Raw genomic sequence first — 20,418 nt, forward strand, 5'->3', positions numbered from 1 at the left:
GTCGGCGGTCATGCCGACCGCAGGTGCGTTTCGGTGTGCACGAACACCGGCGGCCGGGGGCGCGACGCGGCCAGCGTGTACGCAGCGCGCAGGTCGGCGAGAACGGTCGACGGGTCGCCCCGGATCTGCTCCGGCAGGTGTGTCACGACGACGATTCCCTCACGTTGCATCCGTGCCCGCCGCTGCCTCGTCGCCTCGTGCAGTTCGGGTGAGAAGTGGTACTTCGGCGAGTCGATCTCCCAGGCGACGGCGACGTCGTCGAGCCAGCCGTCGGGCCGGGCGACCCACAGCCCGGCCGCGGACAGCACGTCCACGTCGTGCCGCATCGGCGGAAGCCCGCTCGTCGCATACACATTCTGCGCGTGGACCCGGACGGCGGAATGCGCGTCTTCGGTCAGTTCACGCAGGACTGCCCGCGGCAGGTGGCTTCCGCGGTCGCTGCCGTGTGCGATTTCGCGGACCAGTTCGTCTATCGTCACGTCGCCACGCCGGATTCCCTCGGTCAGGAGCGCGTGACAGGCCTCGGCCGTGAGCGTGCGACGTCCGGCGTCGAGAAGGCTGCGCCGCGGCGGAGCGAGGCGCAGGAGCCCCCGGTGGACGGGTGCGGGCAGGTGCCGCGTCCGCTCGACCTTCACGTACGACCAGTCCCGGCGATGCCGGGTGGACGGGATGAGCAGCAGCACGTCGTTCCGGGGCGGTGACGCTGGGTAGCCGAGCGCGGCCAGCGCGGCGTGACCCGACAGGAGCGCGTCCGGGCCGCCGTATTCGAGCGCCGCCAGGTTGCGCTGCAGCGTTGTCGGTGGCCCGTCGTGCAGGAGGACGACGCCGGGGAGGATCCGCTGCCAGGGACCACCGTCGCGGCAGCGCGCGGCGATGGTGCCCTTGGCGACGCCCAGCCGTTCCAGGGCAGCCGCTCGGACCACTCCGTCGCGGCCGGCAGCGGTTGTCCCGGGGAGGTCTTCGGCCCAGCTTTCGGTTCGCATGGGTCTGAGCCTGCCCCGGGCGCAGGGATCCGCGGCCGAAAAGCCCAGGTCGGAAATTGGCCTGTGGATGGACGGAAAGTTGTGGACAACTCCGCCTCCCGGAGACCGCTACGGGGTGGGGTACACCCGCAGAGTGCCCGGCTTCCACAGTCCGGACCGGGTGGCGGTCTCGGTGTCGACGGTGGCCGCGGTGGCGTCCGGGTAGTACCGGTCGAAGCGCTCGAGGGAGCCCCAGTCGCGTCCCCAGTCGTCCCGCATGTAGGTGGGGATGGCGGTGGCGCTGGCGAGCAGTTCGGTGAAGCCGAGGGGGCCACCGTTCTCCGCGGACTGCCAGGTGTCGGTGGAGCTGACGGCCAGCGGACGGTCGGGGAGGATGCGGTAGTTCGGCATCTCCGCGACACCGTACTGGTGGTCGAACGGGCGCTGGCACGGGAACTGCAGTCCGACGGCCCAGTCCAGCAGCACGGGCTGCGAGCTGCCGATCGTCGAGTTGAGGGTCTCGAGCTTCGGAACCCGCGGCGGGGTGAACGCCAGCCACTGATCGCCGGTGAGGTTGGGGTCGTTGGCGACGATCCGCACGGAGTCGGCGTCGGGGGACAGTTCGCTGATCGGCACGCGCAGGTTGCGCCACGACGGTGCGGGCCCGATGTCCTTGGGCAGGTAGGTGCCCTGGGCCTGGACGGTGCCGTCGGGCTGACGCTTGCCGTATTCGAGCAGCAGCGACTGACCGTAGGTGAGGGCGCCGGTTGCGTCGACCGACCAGATGCGGCCCGCGGCGGACATGACGATCAGCGGGGTGTCGTCGCTGCGTTCGGGGAGGGCGTACCAGCTGGACGACAGCGTCGCCGGCTCCTGCACGCCTTCCTGATAGCTGCCCATGACGGGTGTCGTGGCCGGGTTGAGTCCGAACGGCAGCTTGGCGGTGCTGCCGTTGACGCCGACATTTCCGGTGCCGCCGCTGGTTCCGGCGCTCGATCCGGTCTCGAAGCTGGGCCCGACGCTCTGGTTGTCGGTGTTGCCCATGCCCTGCTTGACCTCGACGTAGTCGGCGGTCAGGTCGGACGGCACCCCGTTGGGCGAGAATCCGACGGGGTTCGCTCCGCCGAGCGGGTCGGCGGGGTTCGCGAGCGGCTGCGCGGGATCGTTGATGGGAGTGAGGTTTCCGCCGTTGGTGTCGCCTTCGACGAGGACGTCCTCGGCGAGCCCGCACGTCTGTCCGGTGAGGGAGTCGAAGTTGGAGCGGGCGAGCGAGTACGCCGGGTACTGGGAGACGGCGCCCTTGAGGAGGGAGAGGACTTCGAACAGCACCATGATGCCGGCGACGACGGTGAGCGGGGCGGCCGCGAATTTCCTGATCCGCCTGCCCTTCTCGGTGTTGGCGCGGACGGGTGGCGCGGCGAATCCCTCACGCAGGTACTGCCAGGCGGCCAGGGCGACGGCCAGCCCGAACAGGACGAGGAAGAACGTGTTGGACTGGCGTCCGCCGATGGAGACGGTCTTGTCGAACCACGGCACGCCGTAGCTCGAGACATACCAGTAGCCGTTGATGCCCGCGAACGTCAACGCCAGCATGAGCAGCAGTCCGGCCAGGAAGATCGTCCGGTTGCGGCGCGACCGTAGCGCGGACGCCGACACCGCGACAGCGGTCAGCGCGGCCAGCGAACCGGCGATGCCCGCGTACGCACCGAAGTGATGGGTCCACTTGGTGGGGTTGAACATCATGAAGAAGATCGTGCCGAACACGACACCGAGCAGGCGCCACGACGGTCCGGTGGCGGCACCGGGAATACGCCTGCGGCGCAACAGGATGAACAGCGTCGTCAGCAGGCACAGGATCATCGTCAGGAACGCGAAGCGGCGGGCCACGGAACCGTCGACGGTCGGGACGAACAGGTAGTAGTAGCGCAGGAAGTCCTTGTACCACTCGAGGTTCGGGCCGATCAGGGTGCGGACCCTGGTGGCCTCCATCACCGCGGCGATGGTCTGGTCGGCGAACACGACCACGAGGACGATCGTGCCCGCCGCCGCGATTGGCGCCAGCAGCGGCAGCGTCCCCACCTGGCGGTGGCGTTTGACGACGATCCGGACGAGCGGGCGGGCGCCGGCGAGCAGGGCGGCCACACACATCAGACCCGTCGGGGCGGCCGCGAGAGTGAACGCGCCGATCAGGACGGCGACGGCCGCGGGAAGGAGACGTCCGGTCGCGATGGAACGCTCGATGGAGCACCACGTGAGCAGGGCGCCGAGCGCCACGATGGGCTCGGGCCGCAGACCGTTGTTGTAGGGCAGCCAGAACGCGAGGAACACGAGTCCGCCGGTCCACAGCGCCACCTTGTTGCGCCGGACCGACCGGCCGAGGCGCGGAGCGACCTCCCGGCTGATCACCATCCAGCACAGGATCCCGGCGATCAGGGCGGGCAGTCGCATGAACGGGCTGGCCGTCGAGATCTTGGCCATCGCCGCGAGGACGTCGTAATACCAGCCGAACGGCGCCTCGGGGACGCCGAACCAGCGGAAGTAGTTGGCCATGTAGCCGGCGTGGTCGGAGACCCGGGCCATGGTGAGCAGATAGCCGTCGTCGGAGGTGTTCGCGCCGATGAAGTGCCACAGCACCAGCGTGCCCACGACGATCGTGTCGAGTCCGGTGAACTTCCACCAGTGCGACGGCAGGAAGTTGCGGTGCCCGCGCCCGTCCGTGCCGTCGAGGCGGCCGAGGGCGACCAGGGCGATCGCCGTGGCGAGGAGAGCCACGATCATGGCGACGAGCTTGATCAGCGTGGGGCTCGACGAGAACCGGGAGTCCACGTTCATCGTGAACGACAGACCTGCCGGCGCCGCCCCGTCGCGGAGGTCGCTGAACACGCCCACCACCTGCGGGCGGAGGTCACCGGTGAGGGAACCGGCGATCGGGTCGCCGGTCGGGGTCGTCAGGCCCACGAACTCGGCGGACGTCGCGTCGATGTTCGATGTGATGCGGATCTCGCTACAGGCGCCCGACTGCACCTGTGCGCGGGGCGCCGTGGCGATGGTGACGTTGCGGTCGAGCACGTCCACGGACTTGTCCGACACCCGCACGAACATCGCGTTGAGCGCTGCACCCTCGCCCTGCGCGGGGGCCGTGGCCAGCAGGATTCCGCCCTGCGGGGGAAGCCCGGCCACCGCCGAACACGGGATCGACGCCGACATGTCGATCGGGACCTGCGACACCAGCGGTGCCTCGAGGTCGCCGACGACGCCGTTCTCCGGCCAGTTCACCGCTGCGGTGGTCTGTTGCACCGGCATGAACGGGGTGGCCACCGCCAGCACGAACCCGATGAGGCCGGTGACGATGGCGATCAGACGAGCGGTCCGGTACTCACTCCGCCGGTCCTGGCGAGCAGGCGGCGAAGTGGCTTCGGGATCGGAGACGGAAGTTGTCAGAGCGTCGGGCACGGTTGTCGATGGTATGTCAGGAACCTGAGGAGGCATATTGCCGCCTACCAGAGGGTAGGGGCGCTTCTAGTAGTAACGCACCGGTCCGGCCGACCAGGTACCCGACCTGGTCACCTGTTCGGATTCGACCTCGGCGGGCGTCGCCGACTCGTCCAGCGGCGTGTACCGCTCGAGCGAACCCCAGTCGCGGTCCCAGTCGTTCGACAGGTAGGTGGCCAGGGTGCTCGCCGACAGCAACTGGTCCGTCCAGCCCAGCGGGCCGCCGCCGAACTTGTCCTGCCAGGCGTTCGTGGACTCGGCGCCGATGCGGTCGGGAAGAACGCGCCACTGCGGGACCTCGGCGACCCCGTACCGGTGGTCGAACGGGCGTTGGCAGGGGAATGCGAGCCCGACGGCCCAGTCGAGGAGCACGGGGTCGCTGGACCCGACGACGGTCTGCAGGGTCTGCATCTTCGGCACCCGGGGCGGCGTGACCGCCAGCCACTGTCCGGGGTCGGTGTCCGGGTCGTCCGCGACGAGCCGGACCGTGTTCGCCTCGGCGGGCAGCTGGTCGAGTGGCACCCGCAGGTTGCGCCAGGACGGGGACGGTCCGATGTCGATCGGGTCGACGGTGCCGAGCGCGGTGACGGACCCGTCGGGACCGGCCACCCCGTACTCGACCTTCAGGCTCTGGCCGGGGGTGACGACGCCGTCCGCGTCGACCGACCGGATGCGTCCGGCCGCCGAGATCGTGACGATCGGTGCGTCGTCGCTGCGGTCGGGCAGCCCGTACCAGCCGGTGGTGAGGGAGGCGGGTTTCTGCTCCCCGCCCGGCTGGTAGCTGCCGAGAACCGGGGTTCGGGCGGGGTCGAGACCGAACGGCAGCGTCACGGTGCTGCCGTTGACTCCGGCGGTGGCCTCGGTGYCGCCACCGGTGCCGGAACTGGTGCCCGTGGTCGTCTCGTCGGTTTCGGTGTCGACGGTGTTGGCGCCGCCGGTCGCGATCTTCTCGGAGTCGGCGGTGAGGTCGTCTGCGATGCCGTTGGGGGTGAAGCCCTCCGCGGACGTCGCACCGAACGCGCCCGCACCGCCCTGGTCGGTGACGGGGGTGAGCGGTTGCAGCAGGGCGGCGGTCGGGTCGGTTTCGACGAGGACCTCGTCGGCGAGCGCACACGTGCCGCCGGTGACCGACTCGATGTTGGCCTTCGCGATGGAGTACCCCGGGTACTGCGCGACGGCCCCCTTCAGCAGCGACAGCACCTCGAACAGGACGACGGCACCGGCCGCGACGGTCAGCGGCGACGGCGCGAGCATCCGGGCGCGCTTCCCGTTGGGCTTCTTGCCCGTCTCGTACGGCTCGCGGACGTGGTACCAGGCGGCCAGGAGCAGCATGAGGACCGTGAGTCCCAGGAACAGCGTGGAGAAACCCTTGCCCGCGATCATCGGCGGCTTGTCCCACCACGGGACGCCGTAGCTGGAGACGTACCACCAGCCGTTGGAACTGGTGAACGCGACCGCGAGGATGAACAGGACACCCGCGGCGAACAGCGTGCGGTTCCGTTTCGAGCGGATACTCGCCGCCCCCACCCCGACCGCGGCGAGCACCGCGACCGAACCCGCGAGCCCCGCGTACACCCCGAAGTGGTGGGTCCACTTGGTGGGCGTGAACATCATCAGCAGCAGCGACGCGAACACGATGCCGAGGATGCGGCGCGACGGCCCGATCGCGGTCCCGGGCACCTTCCCCTTGCGCAGGATCAGCATCACGCAGACCACGACGCACAGCAGCATCACGAACACACCGAACCGGCGGGCCAGCGAGCCGTCCGGGGAGATCCCCATCAGCGAATCCCAGCGCAGCCGTTCGTCGAACCATGCCACGTTAGGGCCGAGGACAGTGCGGACACGCGTCGATTCGAGCACCGTCGCCAGTGTCTGATCCGCGAAGACGGCCACCATCACGACCGTTCCCGCGGCGAGGATCGGCAGGATCTGGGACGCAAATCCCACCCGGTGGCCGCGCGCGATGATGATCTGCAGGATCGGCCGCGCACCCGCGATCAGGGCCGCGATGCAGATCAGCCCGGACGGTCCGGCGGCGAGGGAGAACGCGGCGATCAGCACGGCGACGGCACCGGGAAGCAGTCGTCCGGTGGCGATGGCCCGTTCGATGGAACACCACGTGAGGAGGGCGCCGAGCGCGATGACCGGTTCGGGGCGCAACCCGTTGTCGTACGGCAACCAGAACGCCAGGAAGACCAGGCCACCGGTCCAGAGGGCAGTCCTGTTGCGGCGCACGGCGACACCGAGGCGGGGAATGACCTCCCGGCTGATCACCATCCAGCAGAGCAGCGCCGCGAGCAGCGTCGGCAGTCGCATCCACATGCTCGCCGTGCTCACCTTCGCCAGCGTCGCGAGCAGTTCGTACGACCAGCCGAACGGCGCCTCGGGGACGCCGAACCAGCGGAAATAGTTGGCCATGTAACCGGAATGCTCCGACACCCGCGCCATGCCCAGGAGATAGCCGTCGTCGGACGTGTTCGCGCCCACCACGTGCCACAGCAGCAGCGTCCCGATCACGACGGCGTCGACGCCGGTGAACTTCCACCAGTGCGCAGGCAGGAAGCGGCGGGCGCGCCTGCCGTCGATGCCGTCCACGCGGTGCAACGCGTACAGCGACGTCAGCGTCGCGAGGACGCACACGATCATCGCCAGCAGTTTGAGCAGCGTCGGGCTCGACGAGAACCGGGAGTCGAGGTCGACGTGCACGCTCAAGTCGGCGGGCGCCGCCCCCTGCAGGTCGGTGAACAGGCCGACCATCTGCGGTCGCTGGTCGCCCTCGACGGAACCGGCGAGCGGTTCGGCGGTGCCCGTGACCTCGGCCGACGTCCGCTGGTAGTCGGACGTGACGGTGAGACCGGTGCAGCCCTGCAGGTCCCCCGCACCCGCCGAGATCAGGGACCTGCCGCGAAGGGTGACGTCGACCGTGCCGCCGGCCCCCGCCTTCACGACGAGGCCGTTCTTCTCGAAGTCGGGCGCCCGGTTCGGGAGGGTGGAGACGACGGTGCCGCCGTCGGGCCCGAGTTGCGTGAACACCGAGCAGGGAACGTTCACCTGCAGGGCCAGCGGCGTGTACGAGACCAGGGGCGCCTCGACGCTGCCGAGCGTGCCGTTCTGCGGCCAGTCGATCGTCGCGGCGTCCTGCTTCACCGGCAGGAACGGGGTGGCCAGCGCGAGAACGAAACCGATCAGGCCGGTGACGATCGCGATGAGCCGGGAAGTGCGGATGCTCCGGACGTCGGGCAGCGGCGGTTGTGGCACAGCACGATGTTAGTCACCCGTGAGTACTTATTAACGTCCGGCGGTTGATAAGTACTCACGGGTGGTGCAGCCACCGCACGTCCCACAGCCACACGCCGTCGACGGGTTTCGCCGGCGCCCCGACGAGTTGCCGGACCGTCTCGCGCAGGACGCGATCGTTCTGGGTGTGCGGCAGGACCAGGACGTCGGCGTTCCAGAACTTCAGGTCGGTCAGCGCCTGGGCCCTCGTCGCGTCGTCGATGACCGGTACCTGGCCGGACGACTGCGCGGACGCGAGCAGTAGTGCGGTGGGGCGGTCGTCGGGCCCGTACTTGCCCCGCTGCTCGCTGCCGGCCGGGCCGACGAAATATCCACCGGCAATGGGGAATGCGAGATCCTGCTCGGTCTGCCAGCGCAGCATCCGGGCGTTTTCCGGGGAGGGGAGCGGCACCGTGACGACGGAACCGTCGGTGACGTAGTCCCGCCACGTACCGTCGGCGAAGAAGTTCGGCGCGGCGTCCCGCTGCACGACTGCCAGGGGTGTCGGCGTCAGCGGAAGCAGCGCCACCACGAGCCACCCGACCCACAGCAGCGTGGTGGTCCGCTGGCCCTCGCGGGCGGACGCCAGGGCGCGGTCGGTGCCGAGCGTGAGCAGCAGCGCGGCGGCGGGCAGGCAGCCCATCGCGAAGCGCGACTCGAGGACGGACTCGAGGAGCGGCAGGTGTGAGATCAGCTTCCACGGCAACGGAATTCCGGTGTCCCAGCCGCCGATCGTCAGCGACGTCCCGAGCGACAGGACACCCATCACCCCGACCGTGGCGGCCGCCGCGCGTGCGAGCGGCATCCGCCACAGCCACAGGGCGGACAGGCCGAGGAGAATCAGCAGGGGCCAGCCGAAGTACGCGTTCTCCTCGGTGGCGTTCATGCTGAACTCGGCGGACCCGGGCTCGCCTGCCAGGGAGGATGTCGGAAAGCTGGTGAACGACTCGGTATCGTTGCCCACCGGGCCGTGTTCGATCGCGCGGTAGCTGTCGGGCCCGAAGAACTGCCACCACAGGGGAACGGCGGCGACGGCCAGCGCGACGCCGCCCGCGACCGCAAAACCCTTGATGCTGTGCCTGACTGCCGCGAACGCGGTCCGCGGGCGCGACGCCGCGTAGGCGATCCCGAACACCGTGAACGCCAGCGCGTAGATCAGCAGGGGTTCCTCGCCGAGGAAGATCTGGTAGGCGATCAGCAGTCCCAGCACGATGCCGTCGCGCACGGGTCGCGCGCCGCTGCCCAGCCTGATCACGGCGAGCGCGATGAAGGGCAGCAGGAACAGGGCGACGAAGTTGGGATGCCCGTTGGTGTGCGAGATCAGGGCGGGTGCGAAACCGCACAGGCCGCCGCCGACGGCCGCCGCGAGTCGCGAGGACACGACGTGCCGTGAGAAGACCCAATACCAGGCAATTGCCGTGCCCGACAGGCCAAGTGTGAGTGCCAGAGTGAATGTGACGTTCGGTCCGAACAACAGTGTGATGGGCGCCAGCGGAATGCTGATGCCGAACATCGCCGTGTTGCCCATGAGATTGACGCCCAGTGGATAGTTCTGCAGGTCGCTGGACAGCGGGTTCTCCAGACGGACCAGCGAGCGTGCGGCGACCGCGAAGAACCACTCCCACATGGTCTGGTCCTGGCCGCTGCGCACCAGATAGCCGGTTCCGAGGTGTTTCCACTGGCGGGCCAACACGAATGCGGCCAGGCCGACATAGAAGACGACCGCTGCGACATCGGCCGGGTGCGGCCGGAAACGGGAGCGGACAGGGCGAGCGGTGGTGCTGGTGCTCCCGGCGGGCCGAGTCGTCTCGACCGGGGTGAGTATCTCAGTCACGCAGCAGCGCCTCCGGTTCTCGGGTCGATGTCAATCGATCGAGGGTACCGGAGGTCGCTGAGAGCTTCCTGGGTTGCGATCGGGTAATTGTTGCGTGTATCACATCAAGTTGATTTGTGAACTTCTGATCAATACAGGGATATTCTTCTGCCCCACTGGTTACGCTCAGCATGCTTTTCCGTATCGGTTGCAGTGCATTCTGAATGGGGTCGGCATGACGGACATCAGCACATCTCGATTTGGGTACAAACGCTTCACACGGACGGTTGCAGTCGCAGGCATCGCCGCGCTCGCCATGGTCATGGGCAACGGCACGGCGTCGGCCGGCGTGGACAATTCCAGCTCCGTGATCGATGCACGAGGGAATCGCATCGAAGTCGTCCAGGGCGACACGCAGTATCAGGTCGTACCGCCGCTGGACGGCGTACCTACCAGCGTGGAGTTCTTCCACAACGGTTACGCGGGGGTCGCCATCACCGGGCCGAACGCGGAAGAGTTCAAGGGAACTCAGCTCACCGTCGGTTATCAGATCGGTTACCCGGTCTCGTTGGCAGGCGCGACCATCGTCCTCAACTCGCCCGGACTCGGGTTCGCAATCGGGTCGAGTAATGGAATCAACCTGGGACTCGTCCCCGACTTCACGCTGGACCTGAACGCAGGGACCAACGCGGAACTCGCCGGTGACATCATTCCGTCGCAGGAACTCGATATCGACCTGGAACCGGGTGGAATCACCACCGTCCCGCTCCTCGAGGGGCAGGAGTTCGACGGATCGGCGGCTGTGGTCAGGATGCAGGGAGTTCATGGCTCCATCTCCGGTGCTATCGGGCCGGTCACCATCCGTCCGTACGCGATGGCCGTGACGGAGAACGGTGACACCGTGATGACTTACGGCGTGCCGCAGAAGCTCAACTAGGCAGCCCGCCCGACAGGGTGCCTGACAGGGGTCGCCGGACTGATGTCCGGCGACCTTTGTCGACTCAGATGGACGACGACGTCGCCGGCGACGAACACGGCGGCGCCGAGCACTGCGACCACGAAAAGCGCCCAGTGCCCGACGTAGACACCGATGATCGCTCCGATCGTCGTTGCGAGTCCGGCATGCACGATCACCTCACCGGGAGCGGTGCCGAGAAGATAGTCTTCGGCACCGCTGCCGGCACGTCGAGGTTCCACTGCATCCGGCATGACCGCTCCTCGCGACGACCCGACAATTCCCCTCGGGGCGCGGAAAATACCCGCTTCCCTGATTGGCTGCGGTGTTCCCGCGAGCAGGGCCGAGTAAACGCGAACAGACCGATCAGTTTCTTGTGACGACGACGAACGGTCCGGTCTCCGACACCGTGAATCGCGGGTCGTCGAACAGTTCCTTCGGGAACGTGACGGTGTAGCGGCGCACGTTGGGGTCGTTGGGATACACGTCCTCGGCGAGCCGCAGCGTGTATCCGTCGGGGCCCTGCCGGAACACGAACGCGTCGGGCGCCCGCCACGGCGCCGCGTCGAGTGCGGCCACCAGCTGGTCGGGTGTCTCGAGCTCGCTCCACTCCGCGATGGTCCGGGCGCGTCCGGCGAAGTCCGCCAAGGGATTCGAGTAATGCGACGTCAGCGCCTGGAACCCGAGGTAGGGGTAGAAGCTGAGGAAGCTGGTGTCGGCGGTGAGGACCACCGTGTCGTCGCGGTCGCGGGGGACCTGCGCCCGGATGAGTTCGTCGACCGCCGCGTAGTGGGCGGCGGCACCGGGTGGGCGCTGGTCGGCGCGTTCGCCGTTGCCGTCGGTGTCGGTGTAGGCGACGGCGATGTCGGCGTCGAGGAACTTCGGGATGTTCTGGACGAACGACAGCGCACCCAGCACGCCGATCACCAGGACCGCACCCTTGACCCGCGGGTTGTCGCTGGTCGCGAGCACGAGCCACCCCGCGAATTCGACGAATCCGAAGACGCCTGCCGCGCCGAGCAGGACGATCAGCACGGGCTCGAGCCGGAACGAGAGCAGGGTGCTGCCGAGCACCGTGAACGCCATCGACAACAGCGACCACAGGTAGATGGCCACCACTCCGACGCCGAGGGCCTGCGCGCGCCGTGACGTCGACGCGCGGGCGACGAGCCAGATGGTGCCGAGCAGGCACAACGCCCCGGTGAGGGAGAAGTGGATCATCGGCAACGGCAGCTGTGCGCCCGCCTCGGGCAGGTAGTGCAGCGCGGTTCCCGACGCGGCGGGCGAACCACCCACGACCTTCAGTAGATACGGCAGCCACACGGTCAGGGCGAGGAGCCCGGACACGGCGGCGATCACGATCAGCCGGACCAGCGGGTCGACCGCCGCCCGCCACGACTTCCGGGCGCGCACGCGCAGCGCCGCCGCCAGCAGTGCGAGCAGGGTGATCGCGAAGGCGGCGAGACCGAGATACAGCGTGTAGAACGTGGCGGCGAGACCGAGGAACAGGCCGGTGCCGATCACGGCACCCCAACCGCCGCGCCCGTCGGCACGATTCAGGCCGCCCCAGGCGAGGACAAGCGCGGGACCGATCAGCAGCGTGATGACGGCGCCGTACGGTTCCGGCGAACCGTAGGCCAGGACGAGGGCCGTCGTCGCGAGGGACACCACGATGGCCAGGTCGTGGCGGATCAGGTTGCTCCACAACACCAGTGCGACGACGGCGGCGACGGCGAGGGATCCGATGGCGTACGGCTTGAACGCTTCCCAGCCGTCCATGCCGAGGAGGTTGGCGACGCGCCCACCCGCCCAGAACCAGCCGGCCGGGTAGTACGGCGGCAGGTCGGCGTACGTCATGTCGCGCAGTGCGGCCGAGTCCGTCAGCCGCGTGAGGTATTCGGTGCGGAACTCCTGGTCGACGGAGACACCGTGCAGGTACAGCTTGGTCGCGGCCAGCGGCAGACCGAGTGTGACGGTGACGAAGCCGGACAGGCTCGCCCACGACAGCAGCCGGGCGAACCGCGCGGCCCGGTGCAGCCGGACCAGCAGCACCGACACCGCGATACCCGCGATGGCCACGACCTGGCCGACCGTCGTGACGGCCTGGGTCACGTTGGACGAGTTGAACGCAGGCCACTGCACCCGCCCGAACGCGAACAGTCCGACCGCTGCCACCACCGCGGCCACGACGGCCCCCAGCAGCATTTCGGCAGCTGTCGACAGGGACCGTCGGGCCGGTGCTACGTCTGCTTCCGTCACGAGGGCGAAGCTTAGATGGGCAGCTTCTTGAAGATCGGTCGCGGGATGTGCCGCAGGATCATCATCACGTACCGGAATGCGCCGGGCGCCCAGACGAGATCCTTGCCCTTCTCCGCCGACGTGACGGCGAGTTTGGCCACGTCTTCCTTGTTCACCGTCAGCGGGGCTTCCTTCACGTCCGCGGACATGCGGGTGCGGACCTGGCCGGGACGGATGACGAGGACGCGCGGACCGAACTCACGCAGGGCCTCACCGAGTCCGAGGTAGAAGCCGTCGAGTCCGGCCTTGGTGGAGCCGTACACGAAGTTGGAGCGGCGCACGCGCTCGCCCGCGGCGGACGACATGGCGATGATCTGGCCGAAGCCCTGTGCCTTCATCTTCTCGCCGACCAGGACGCCGACGGACACGGCCGCGGTGTAGTTGACCTCGGCGATCTGGACGGCCTTGCGCTGGTTCTGCCACAGTTCCTCGGCGTCGCCGAGGAGGCCGAACGCGACGATGGTGACGTCGACGTCGCCTTTCGCCCAGGCGTCGTCGATGACCTTCGGGTGGCTCTCGGTGTCGACGGCGTCGAAGTCGATGACATCGACGGCGTTGGCGCCTGCCGCCTTCAGCTGGGCTACCGCGCCGTCGCGCCCGGGGTCGCCGGGCAGCGCGGCGAGGATCACCCGCATCGGCGCCTTCTTCAGGTACTCCTCGCAGATCGCGAGACCGATCTCGGAGGTGCCACCGAGCAGCAGGAGGGTCTGGGGGTTCCCGACAGCGTTGATCACTACAGTTCCAACCTTCTGGACATATCGGAGGCGAAGACATTGGTGGGGTCGTACTTGCGGCGGGTGGCGATCCACTCGTCGATCCGCGGGTACATGGCGTGGAACGTCTCGGCGGTGGTCCGCGAATCCTTGGCCGTGTAGAGACGGCCGCCGAACTTCAGGACCCGCTTGTCGAGTTCGGTGACGAACTCGTTCAGGCCGGGCTTGATGCGGAAGTCGACGCAGATGTTCCAGCCCGGGATCGGGAAGCTCAGCGGCGCCTGGTTGCCCTCGCCGAACAGCTTGAACACGTTGAGGAACGAGTAGTGCCCCGACGTCTGGATGTCGCGGATGATCGCCTTGAACTCCTCGACCGCGGTGGTCGGCACCACGAACTGGTACTGCAGGAATCCGTTCGATCCGTAGGCGCGGTTCCACTCACCGAACATGTCGAGCGGGTGGTAGAACTGCGTCAAGTTCTGAACCTTGTCGCGGTAGGTGCCGGACTTCCGGAACCACAGCTCGCCGATCATCGAGAAGTTGAACTTGTTGGCCAGGCCGTTCGGGAACACGTCCGGGAACGTCAGCAGCTGCGGCGCGTCGAACGCCAGCGGATTCTTCTGCAACTTCGCCGGCAACTGGTCGAGCTTCGCCAGCGAGCCCCGGGAGACCGCGGCCCGGCCCAGCTTCGGGGGCGCGGCGATGGCGTCGAACCAGGCGCTCGAGTACTCGTAGTTGGCCTCGCTGCCGTCGCTGTGCAGCGCGATGGTCTCGTCGAGCGTCTGGGTGACGTCGCCGTCGGCGATGAAATACGCCGTCTCGGTCGGCGTCATCTTGATGGTCGCCTTGAGGATGATGCCCGTCAGGCCCATGCCGCCGATCGTCGCCCAGAACAGGGCGCCCTTGGGGTCGTTGCGGCCGCCCTTCGGCGTCAGCGTCCGCACCTTGCCGTCGGCGGTGAGCAGGTCCAGCGACACCACATGGTTGCCGAAGCTGCCGGCGCTGTGATGGTTCTTGCCGTGGATGTCGGAGCCGATGGCACCGCCGATGGTGACCTGCCGGGTGCCCGGCAGCACCGGAACCCACAGGCCGAACGGCAGCGCCGCCTTCATCAGCTGATCCAGGTTGACGCCGGCGTCGACCTCCACGAGGTGGGTGTCGCGGTCGATGCGATGGATCCGGTTCAGCGCATTCATGTCGATGACCAGGCCACCGGCGTTCTGCGCCGGGTCGCCGTAGGAGCGGCCGAGGCCACGGGCGATCACCCCACGCTGCAGGTGAGCCGGCTTCGACTCGTTCTGCTCCGCGACCTGGGCGACCGCTTGCGCGATCACCTCCACGTCGGGAGTGGACAGCACCTGCGCGGTGGTGGGCGCGGTGCGTCCCCAGCCGGTGAGGGTGCGGGTCTGTGTGGGGAGCGCCTGGGTGGGCGTCTCTTCTGCTGTCGTGGACATCGGCATAGAGGCTACCGCCTGTGAGTACTTGTTAACCGCGGGCGGTTAAGAAGTACTCACGGGGCGCTAGCCTCGTCGTCGTGTCAGAAACCCAGCCGAGTCACGAGCACGAACCTCACGTTCCGCTCCCCGTCGAGATCCCCGTCACCGAGAACATCGCCGACGACGCACTGGACCTGAAGACGCAGATCGTCCGTTTCGTCCTGACCGGTGGACTGTCGGCGGTCGTCGACTTCGGCCTGTACTTCCTGCTGTTCGAGGTGGTCGGGCTGCCCGTCAACGTGGCGAAGTCGATCAGCTTCATCGCGGGCACCACCACCGCGTACCTGATCAATCGCCGGTGGACGTTCAAGGCCGAACCGAGCCGCGCCCGCTTCGTCGCCGTCGTGATCCTGTACGCCGTCACGTTTGCGGTGCAGGTGGGCCTCAACTGGGTGATGTACCACGCATTCCCCGACGAATGGTGGCGTCTGCCGCTCGCGTTCGTCATCGCGCAGGGCACGGCGACGGTCATCAACTTCGTCGTGCAGCGCGCGGTGATCTTCAAGATCCACTGAGATGGCCGCCCGGCAACCGGGCGGCAATGCCCCGGCGGGTGCTGCGATACCGACTGGTCGGGTGTTTCGGTAACGACTCAGCAACTTCCCTGGCGCTGCCGACGCGTTCGGTGAGAATCGATCAATGCTGATTGTCCTCGATACTTCGGCCGTCACGCGAGACGCGCGCTTCGAGACGTTCGTCCGCGACGCCCTCGACCGGGGCAGCCGAGTGCTCGTCCCCCGCCTCGTCCTCGTCGAGGTCGCCCACCGGTACCAGCGGGAGTCGGTCGCGATGATCGAGGCCCTCACCGTCCAGGCACGGATGTACGACCGGCTCGGGCTCCGCGACGACCTGTCTGCGTTCGTGGACGCCGCGCGGGCCAAGGCCGACGGTTACGTCGACTCGCTCGCCCGGCAGTTGGAGGCGATGGGCTGCGACGTGATCGAGCCGGCGTACACCTCACACCTCGAAGTCGCCGCCCGTGAACTGCAGCGCCGCCGCCCGTATGTGGACCGGAAGCGGCGCGGCTACACGGCCACGGTGAACTGGCTGACGGTCCTGGACATCGCGGACCGCCGCCCGTCCGAGGACGTGGTGTGGGTCAGCGCGAACTCCCGGGCGTTCGGGAGCGGCGAGCCCGGGGCGTGGCACGACGAGATCTGGGCCGAGCTGCAGGACCGCGGTCTCGACCACCGGCTGCGGTGGGTGACCGGGCTCGACGACGTGGATCTGCGGGACGCCGGCCTGCCCCGCCGTGAACGGGTCTCCGTGCCGATCGCCGCCCCGCCTGCCGCGGTCCCCGCCCCGCCTGCCGCCGTCGCGGCACCGCCCACCGTGGCCGCGGCACCACGGCCCGTGGTCGCGGCCCCGCCGCCCCGGACGCCCCTCGTCGTGTCCGACCCTGTGGAACCCCGGGTCGCGCCGCCGCCCGCGCACGTGGCGCGCCCCCGGGTGGCGCCGCAGCGGATCCTGCCGTCCGGCAACGCGGACACCGGCGGACGCCGTGGCATCGGCCGGATGCGGGGTGGCCGCAAGCGCAAGGTCACCGTGGTGGAGGAGCTGGACGATCTCGATTTCGGCTGATCCGACCCGCCGGTAACGATTCGGGCACCGGGCATAACGACTTGGGGCCGAAGCCACCATCAGCGACGCACGAGCGTGGCGGGTACTCCAAGGTTGAACTTACGTATCCGTCAACGGCGACGGGTATCGGCGACCAGGGGAGAAGGCATGAAATCTGTGCCGAACGACCGCAAGCCGTCTGTGCAGCAGCGGAATGGGACACCGACCGTCCAATACCGTTCGGGTGCGCGGCTGGCGGGGCCGAGTATCGAATCCCAGGTTCTCTACCAGGCATGCAGATGGTTCCTCCGGCCCGTGGTGCGGATGGCGCCGATCAACGAGTCGGCGATCCGCAGGGCCGCGCTGCTGGACCTCGCGGCGGGGATGCGCCCCGCTTCCGGTATCCGCCGCCAGAAGGTGCGGCTGCCCGGGTTCGACGCGGAGATCGTGCGCGCCCCGGGAGTCTCACCGGAGCTGAGCGACGGTGTCGTCCTCTATCTCCACGGCGGCGGGTTCCTGTGCTGCGGGCTGAACACGCACCGGCCGGTGGTCGCGACGATCGCGAAGCTGACCGGACTGCCGGTGATGCACGTCGGCTACCGGCAACTGCCCGACACGAACATCAGCGGTTCCGTCGACGACTGTCTGACGGCATACAAGTGGTTGCTGGAGAACGGAGCCCAGGCGGGCGGGACGGTGTTCGCCGGTGATTCGGCGGGTGGGTTCCTCGTGTTCGCGACGGCGTTGAAGGCCCGCGAGGAGGGTGTCGATCTCCCCGCCGGGCTGGTCGGGCTGTCGCCGCTGCTGGACCTGGACTGCGCCGACAAGCTGGTGCACGCCAACGCCGCCCGCGACGTGTTCGCGCCCGTGGAGGCGCTCGTCACCATCGGCAAGCTGGGCGGCGAGGTGGACGGTGTGCTCGACCCCGCGCTGTCGCCCGTGAACGGTGCGCTCGAGGGTCTGCCGCCGTCGTTGCTGTTCGCCGCGGAGGGCGAGGTGCTGCGGTCGGATTCGGAGCTGATGGCGCATCGGCTGAGCGGTGCGGGTGTGCCGACGACGCTGCAGATCTGGGACGGTCAGGTGCATGCGTTTCCGGCGTTGTGGCCCGGTCTGCCGGAAAGTCGTGTGGTGCTTCGGCGTATCGCGCGGTTCGTCGCGACGCGGGTGCGGCCGGACGACGGTGTCGCCCGGGACAAGACCGCCTGACTACCGCGGCGGGCCCTTCTCCAGCACGATCGTGGTCGACCGCGGCCTCCTGGTCTCGTCGAGCCAGCGGATTTCGACCGCGTCGCCGGGGTGCCGCGCGATCATGAGCCCGCTGAGGTCGTCCGAGGACCGGATCGGGATTCCGTCGAATTCGGTGACGACGTCCCCGATGTCGATGCCCGCGTCGTCGGCGGGGGTGCCGATGCTGACCCAGAGGACCTCGGCGCCACGAGGATCGTCGGTGACGCTGATCCCGAGGAGGGGGGTGTCGCCGATGTGCACGGTGGCGGACGCCGTCCCGGCGCGAACCTGATCGACGATCGTCATCGCGGTGTCGATGGGCACCGCATACGACCTCGGCTGGGCGGGAGCGGGTTTGGTGGGATCGGAGTCGGCGTTGCCCGCGGTGTTCACGCCGATGACGGCGGCGGTGGCGTCGACGAGCGGGCCACCGGAGTCGCCGGGCCGGACCGCCGCATCGATCTGGATCAACCCGTTCAGCCGGTTCCGGGAACCGTCGGTGGAACTGCGAGCGGTGATCGCCTGCCCGAGATCGGTCACGAAACCCCGTGCCGCCACCGGGACTCCGCCCCCTTCGGCGTTGCCCACCGCGGTTACCGGATCACCGATGCCGACGGCGGTGTCCTTCGCGAGGGGCGCGGCGGAAAGGTCGCCCGCGCCCTGGAGCCGGAGGACCGCGATGTCGCGCGAACTGTCGTAACCGAGCACGTCCGCGACGTACTCCGCACCGTTGCCGAGGCTCACCGCGCTGATGTCGAGTGCACCGTCGATCACGTGATGATTGGTGAGGACGACGCCGTCGGGGGTGAGCACTATCCCCGTTCCCGCGGTTTCGACGAGCCCCGAGTCGGCGACGAGGGTGACGATCGCCGGGATCACCCTGGCCTCGACCTCTTCCGGGGTCAGGACGACGGGCGGCGGTGGCGGAGGCGGCGCGGGCTGGGCCACCGTTGCCGCGGGCGGCCCCGATTCGCGGACCGTCGGTGCGCTCAGCAGCAGGCTGCCGATCACCGCCGTGGCCACGGCGAGGACCGTTGCGGCGCGGGGCGTCGTCATGCCCGGGTGTCGTCGGCGCGGATTCGGTCAGGACTGTTTCAGCGACCCCCAGCCGTGCCAGGTGTCGATCTCGATCCAGGCGCTGACCCGTTTCCGGTCGCGGACGGGGTACGGGTTGCCGGTGTAATGCGTCGCGAGGCGGTCGATGTCGGCGAGGTCTTCGTCGTCGACGAACTCCGTCACCCGGCCCTGGACGCTGACGTGGGTGATCCAGTCGCCGGGATCCATCGCGGTGAGGCTGACCCGGGGATCGCCCCGCAGGTAGTCGAGGCGCTTCCGCTCGGCGTCCATGTTGACCAGCACCCTGCCGCCCTCGAACAGATACCAGGTGGCCACGGACACGGGCTGCCCGTCGGGTCGGACGCAGGCGACGGTGGCGTAATTGGGCCGGGCGAACATCTCGGCGGCCTTCGGTGTCAGAGGTGGCTTCGACATGTCCGAAAGATACCCCTGAGGCCTCCGGCCCGGTGCGCGGTTGACGAGTCCAGACGCTCGTCAACCACGCACGGGGCAGGCGGCCGTGGACTCCCGGACGACGAGGGTCGGGGTGAACGAGAGCTGCTGGTGCTTGTGGGTGTCGGGGTTGTTGACCTGATCGAGCAGGAGTTCGGCCGCCGCCCGTCCCAGTTCGTTCCGCGGCTGGGCGACGGAGGTCAGCGGCACGGCCGCACCGGCGGCGTAGTCGATGTCGTCGTACCCGACGATCGCGAGGTCTTCGGGCACGCGCTTGCCGTGCTGGATGAACTCCTGGAGCACACCGAGTGCGAGCAGGTCGTTGGCGCAGAACGCCGCCGTGGGCCGCTCCTGCGGCGGCATCGCGAGAATCTCGCGGGCCGCGTGGGTGCCGGCCTCGATGCTGAGGGATCGGGTGGCGACGGTGCGCATGCGGGTGCTCGCCGATTCCGCGACGGCGCTGAGCGCCCCGTCCCGGCGGTCGCGGACCTGCCTGATGGTGTCGGGCCCGCCGACGAACACGAGGTTCCGGTGCCCCTGCTCCATCAGGTGGCGGGCGGCGATCCTGCCGCCGTGGACGTCGTCGACGGCGACGGAGGATCGGCCGGGTGTGCGGGACCCGCGGTCGAGCAGGACCACCGGGGTGCCCTGACGGTCGAGGTTGGCGAGCATCGGCGTGCTCTCGCCGGTGGGGCAGAGCAGGATTCCGTGGACGCGTTGTTCCATGAGCTGGCCGAGCTGCCGGTTCTCGCGTTCTTCCGATTCGCCGGTGCTGATCATGACCATCAGCAGTTCGTTCGCCTCGGCGACTTCCTCGGCTCCCGACGCGACGTCGACGAAGAAGGGGTTCCGCGCGTCGAGGACGACGACGGCGAGCATCCGTGACTGGCCGGCGCGGAGTTGGCGGGCGGCGTCGTTGCGGACGAAGCCGAGCTGGGTGATGGCCTCGTGTACTCGCTGGCGGGTCGCCTCCGACACCAGTTCGGGGTGGTTGAGCACGTTGCTGATCGTTCCCATCGAGACGCCCGCGAGTGCGGCGACCTCGCGCATGGACGCTGCCATCCGATTCCCCCTTCAGCCGGCTCGTTCGACAGCGCACATTGTCGCGTCGGCC

The 20,418-nt window shown here is 68.7% G+C and carries 15 protein-coding genes; 4 read left to right on the forward strand and 11 right to left on the reverse strand.

The genetic code is table 11. The features are described from left to right. Positions 1 to 8 precede the first annotated feature (8 nt). From AC1DWT_RS01370 to AC1DWT_RS01385, 4 genes are all read right to left on the reverse strand, one after another. Positions 9 to 983, reverse strand: a complete 975-nt coding sequence (locus AC1DWT_RS01370) for a hypothetical protein (RefSeq protein ID WP_206014372.1) — start codon at positions 981 to 983, stop codon at positions 9 to 11. A gap of 108 nt (positions 984 to 1,091) precedes the next feature. Continuing rightward, positions 1,092 to 4,415, reverse strand: a complete 3,324-nt coding sequence (locus tag AC1DWT_RS01375; RefSeq protein WP_206014373.1) for an arabinosyltransferase domain-containing protein — start codon at positions 4,413 to 4,415, stop codon at positions 1,092 to 1,094. 66 nt (positions 4,416 to 4,481) lie between these two features. After that, a complete protein-coding gene (locus AC1DWT_RS01380) occupies positions 4,482 to 7,715 on the reverse strand; it encodes an arabinosyltransferase domain-containing protein (protein ID WP_477919427.1) in 3,234 nt (1,077 codons plus the stop codon). A 55-nt stretch (positions 7,716 to 7,770) separates the two neighbouring features. Further along, positions 7,771 to 9,567, reverse strand: coding sequence for a glycosyl transferase (locus tag AC1DWT_RS01385; RefSeq protein ID WP_206014375.1), 1,797 nt, complete (start codon positions 9,565 to 9,567; stop codon positions 7,771 to 7,773). A 214-nt stretch (positions 9,568 to 9,781) separates the two neighbouring features. On the opposite strand from AC1DWT_RS01385, the gene AC1DWT_RS01390 reads away from it, so the two are divergent. Further along, the gene (locus AC1DWT_RS01390) at positions 9,782 to 10,483 is read left to right on the forward strand and encodes an MspA family porin (protein WP_072938563.1); all 702 of its coding nucleotides are present in this window, start codon (positions 9,782 to 9,784) and stop codon (positions 10,481 to 10,483) included. Here AC1DWT_RS01390 and AC1DWT_RS01395 read toward each other — a convergent pair. From AC1DWT_RS01395 to AC1DWT_RS01410, 4 genes are all read right to left on the reverse strand, one after another. Next, complete coding sequence (locus AC1DWT_RS01395; protein WP_072938560.1) at positions 10,480 to 10,755, reverse strand: hypothetical protein; 276 nt, start codon at positions 10,753 to 10,755, stop codon at positions 10,480 to 10,482. The two genes, AC1DWT_RS01390 and AC1DWT_RS01395, sit on opposite strands and share 4 nt — an antisense overlap. A 112-nt stretch (positions 10,756 to 10,867) precedes the next feature. Next, positions 10,868 to 12,760, reverse strand: a complete 1,893-nt coding sequence (locus tag AC1DWT_RS01400; protein WP_477919428.1) for a galactan 5-O-arabinofuranosyltransferase — start codon at positions 12,758 to 12,760, stop codon at positions 10,868 to 10,870. 11 nt (positions 12,761 to 12,771) lie between these two features. After that, positions 12,772 to 13,533, reverse strand: coding sequence for a decaprenylphospho-beta-D-erythro-pentofuranosid-2-ulose 2-reductase (locus AC1DWT_RS01405; protein ID WP_072938555.1), 762 nt, complete (start codon positions 13,531 to 13,533; stop codon positions 12,772 to 12,774). Next, positions 13,533 to 14,966 carry an FAD-binding oxidoreductase gene (locus AC1DWT_RS01410; protein WP_072938591.1) on the reverse strand — a complete coding sequence of 478 codons (1,434 nt, stop codon included), beginning with the start codon at positions 14,964 to 14,966 and terminating at the stop codon, positions 13,533 to 13,535. The genes AC1DWT_RS01405 and AC1DWT_RS01410 overlap by 1 nt, the downstream gene beginning before the upstream one ends. 80 nt (positions 14,967 to 15,046) lie before the next feature. On the opposite strand from AC1DWT_RS01410, the gene AC1DWT_RS01415 reads away from it, so the two are divergent. The 3 genes from AC1DWT_RS01415 (at position 15,047) to AC1DWT_RS01425 (ending at position 17,774) form a co-directional block, all read left to right on the forward strand. Beyond that, positions 15,047 to 15,523, forward strand: coding sequence for a GtrA family protein (locus tag AC1DWT_RS01415; protein ID WP_072938553.1), 477 nt, complete (start codon positions 15,047 to 15,049; stop codon positions 15,521 to 15,523). A 124-nt stretch (positions 15,524 to 15,647) separates the two neighbouring features. Beyond that, complete coding sequence (locus AC1DWT_RS01420) at positions 15,648 to 16,589, forward strand: PIN domain-containing protein (protein ID WP_206014377.1); 942 nt, start codon at positions 15,648 to 15,650, stop codon at positions 16,587 to 16,589. A gap of 147 nt (positions 16,590 to 16,736) precedes the next feature. After that, complete coding sequence (locus AC1DWT_RS01425; protein WP_072938547.1) at positions 16,737 to 17,774, forward strand: alpha/beta hydrolase; 1,038 nt, start codon at positions 16,737 to 16,739, stop codon at positions 17,772 to 17,774. Here AC1DWT_RS01425 and AC1DWT_RS01430 read toward each other — a convergent pair whose 3' ends face one another. From AC1DWT_RS01430 to AC1DWT_RS01440, 3 genes are read right to left on the reverse strand one after another with little or no spacing between them, the layout of a single operon-like run. After that, positions 17,775 to 18,851 carry a S1C family serine protease gene (locus AC1DWT_RS01430; protein ID WP_206014378.1) on the reverse strand — a complete coding sequence of 359 codons (1,077 nt, stop codon included), beginning with the start codon at positions 18,849 to 18,851 and terminating at the stop codon, positions 17,775 to 17,777. A gap of 27 nt (positions 18,852 to 18,878) precedes the next feature. Next, entirely contained in the window at positions 18,879 to 19,286 is a 408-nt protein-coding gene (locus tag AC1DWT_RS01435) for a TIGR03618 family F420-dependent PPOX class oxidoreductase (RefSeq protein ID WP_095862837.1), read from the reverse strand. Positions 19,287 to 19,346: 60 nt separating this feature from the next. Continuing rightward, positions 19,347 to 20,366 (reverse strand): LacI family DNA-binding transcriptional regulator, encoded by a 1,020-nt coding sequence (locus tag AC1DWT_RS01440; protein ID WP_206014380.1) that lies wholly within the window; start codon positions 20,364 to 20,366, stop codon positions 19,347 to 19,349. Positions 20,367 to 20,418: the final 52 nt, after the last annotated feature.

The sequence above is a fragment of the Rhodococcus sp. P4_B6 genome (assembly GCF_056402215.1).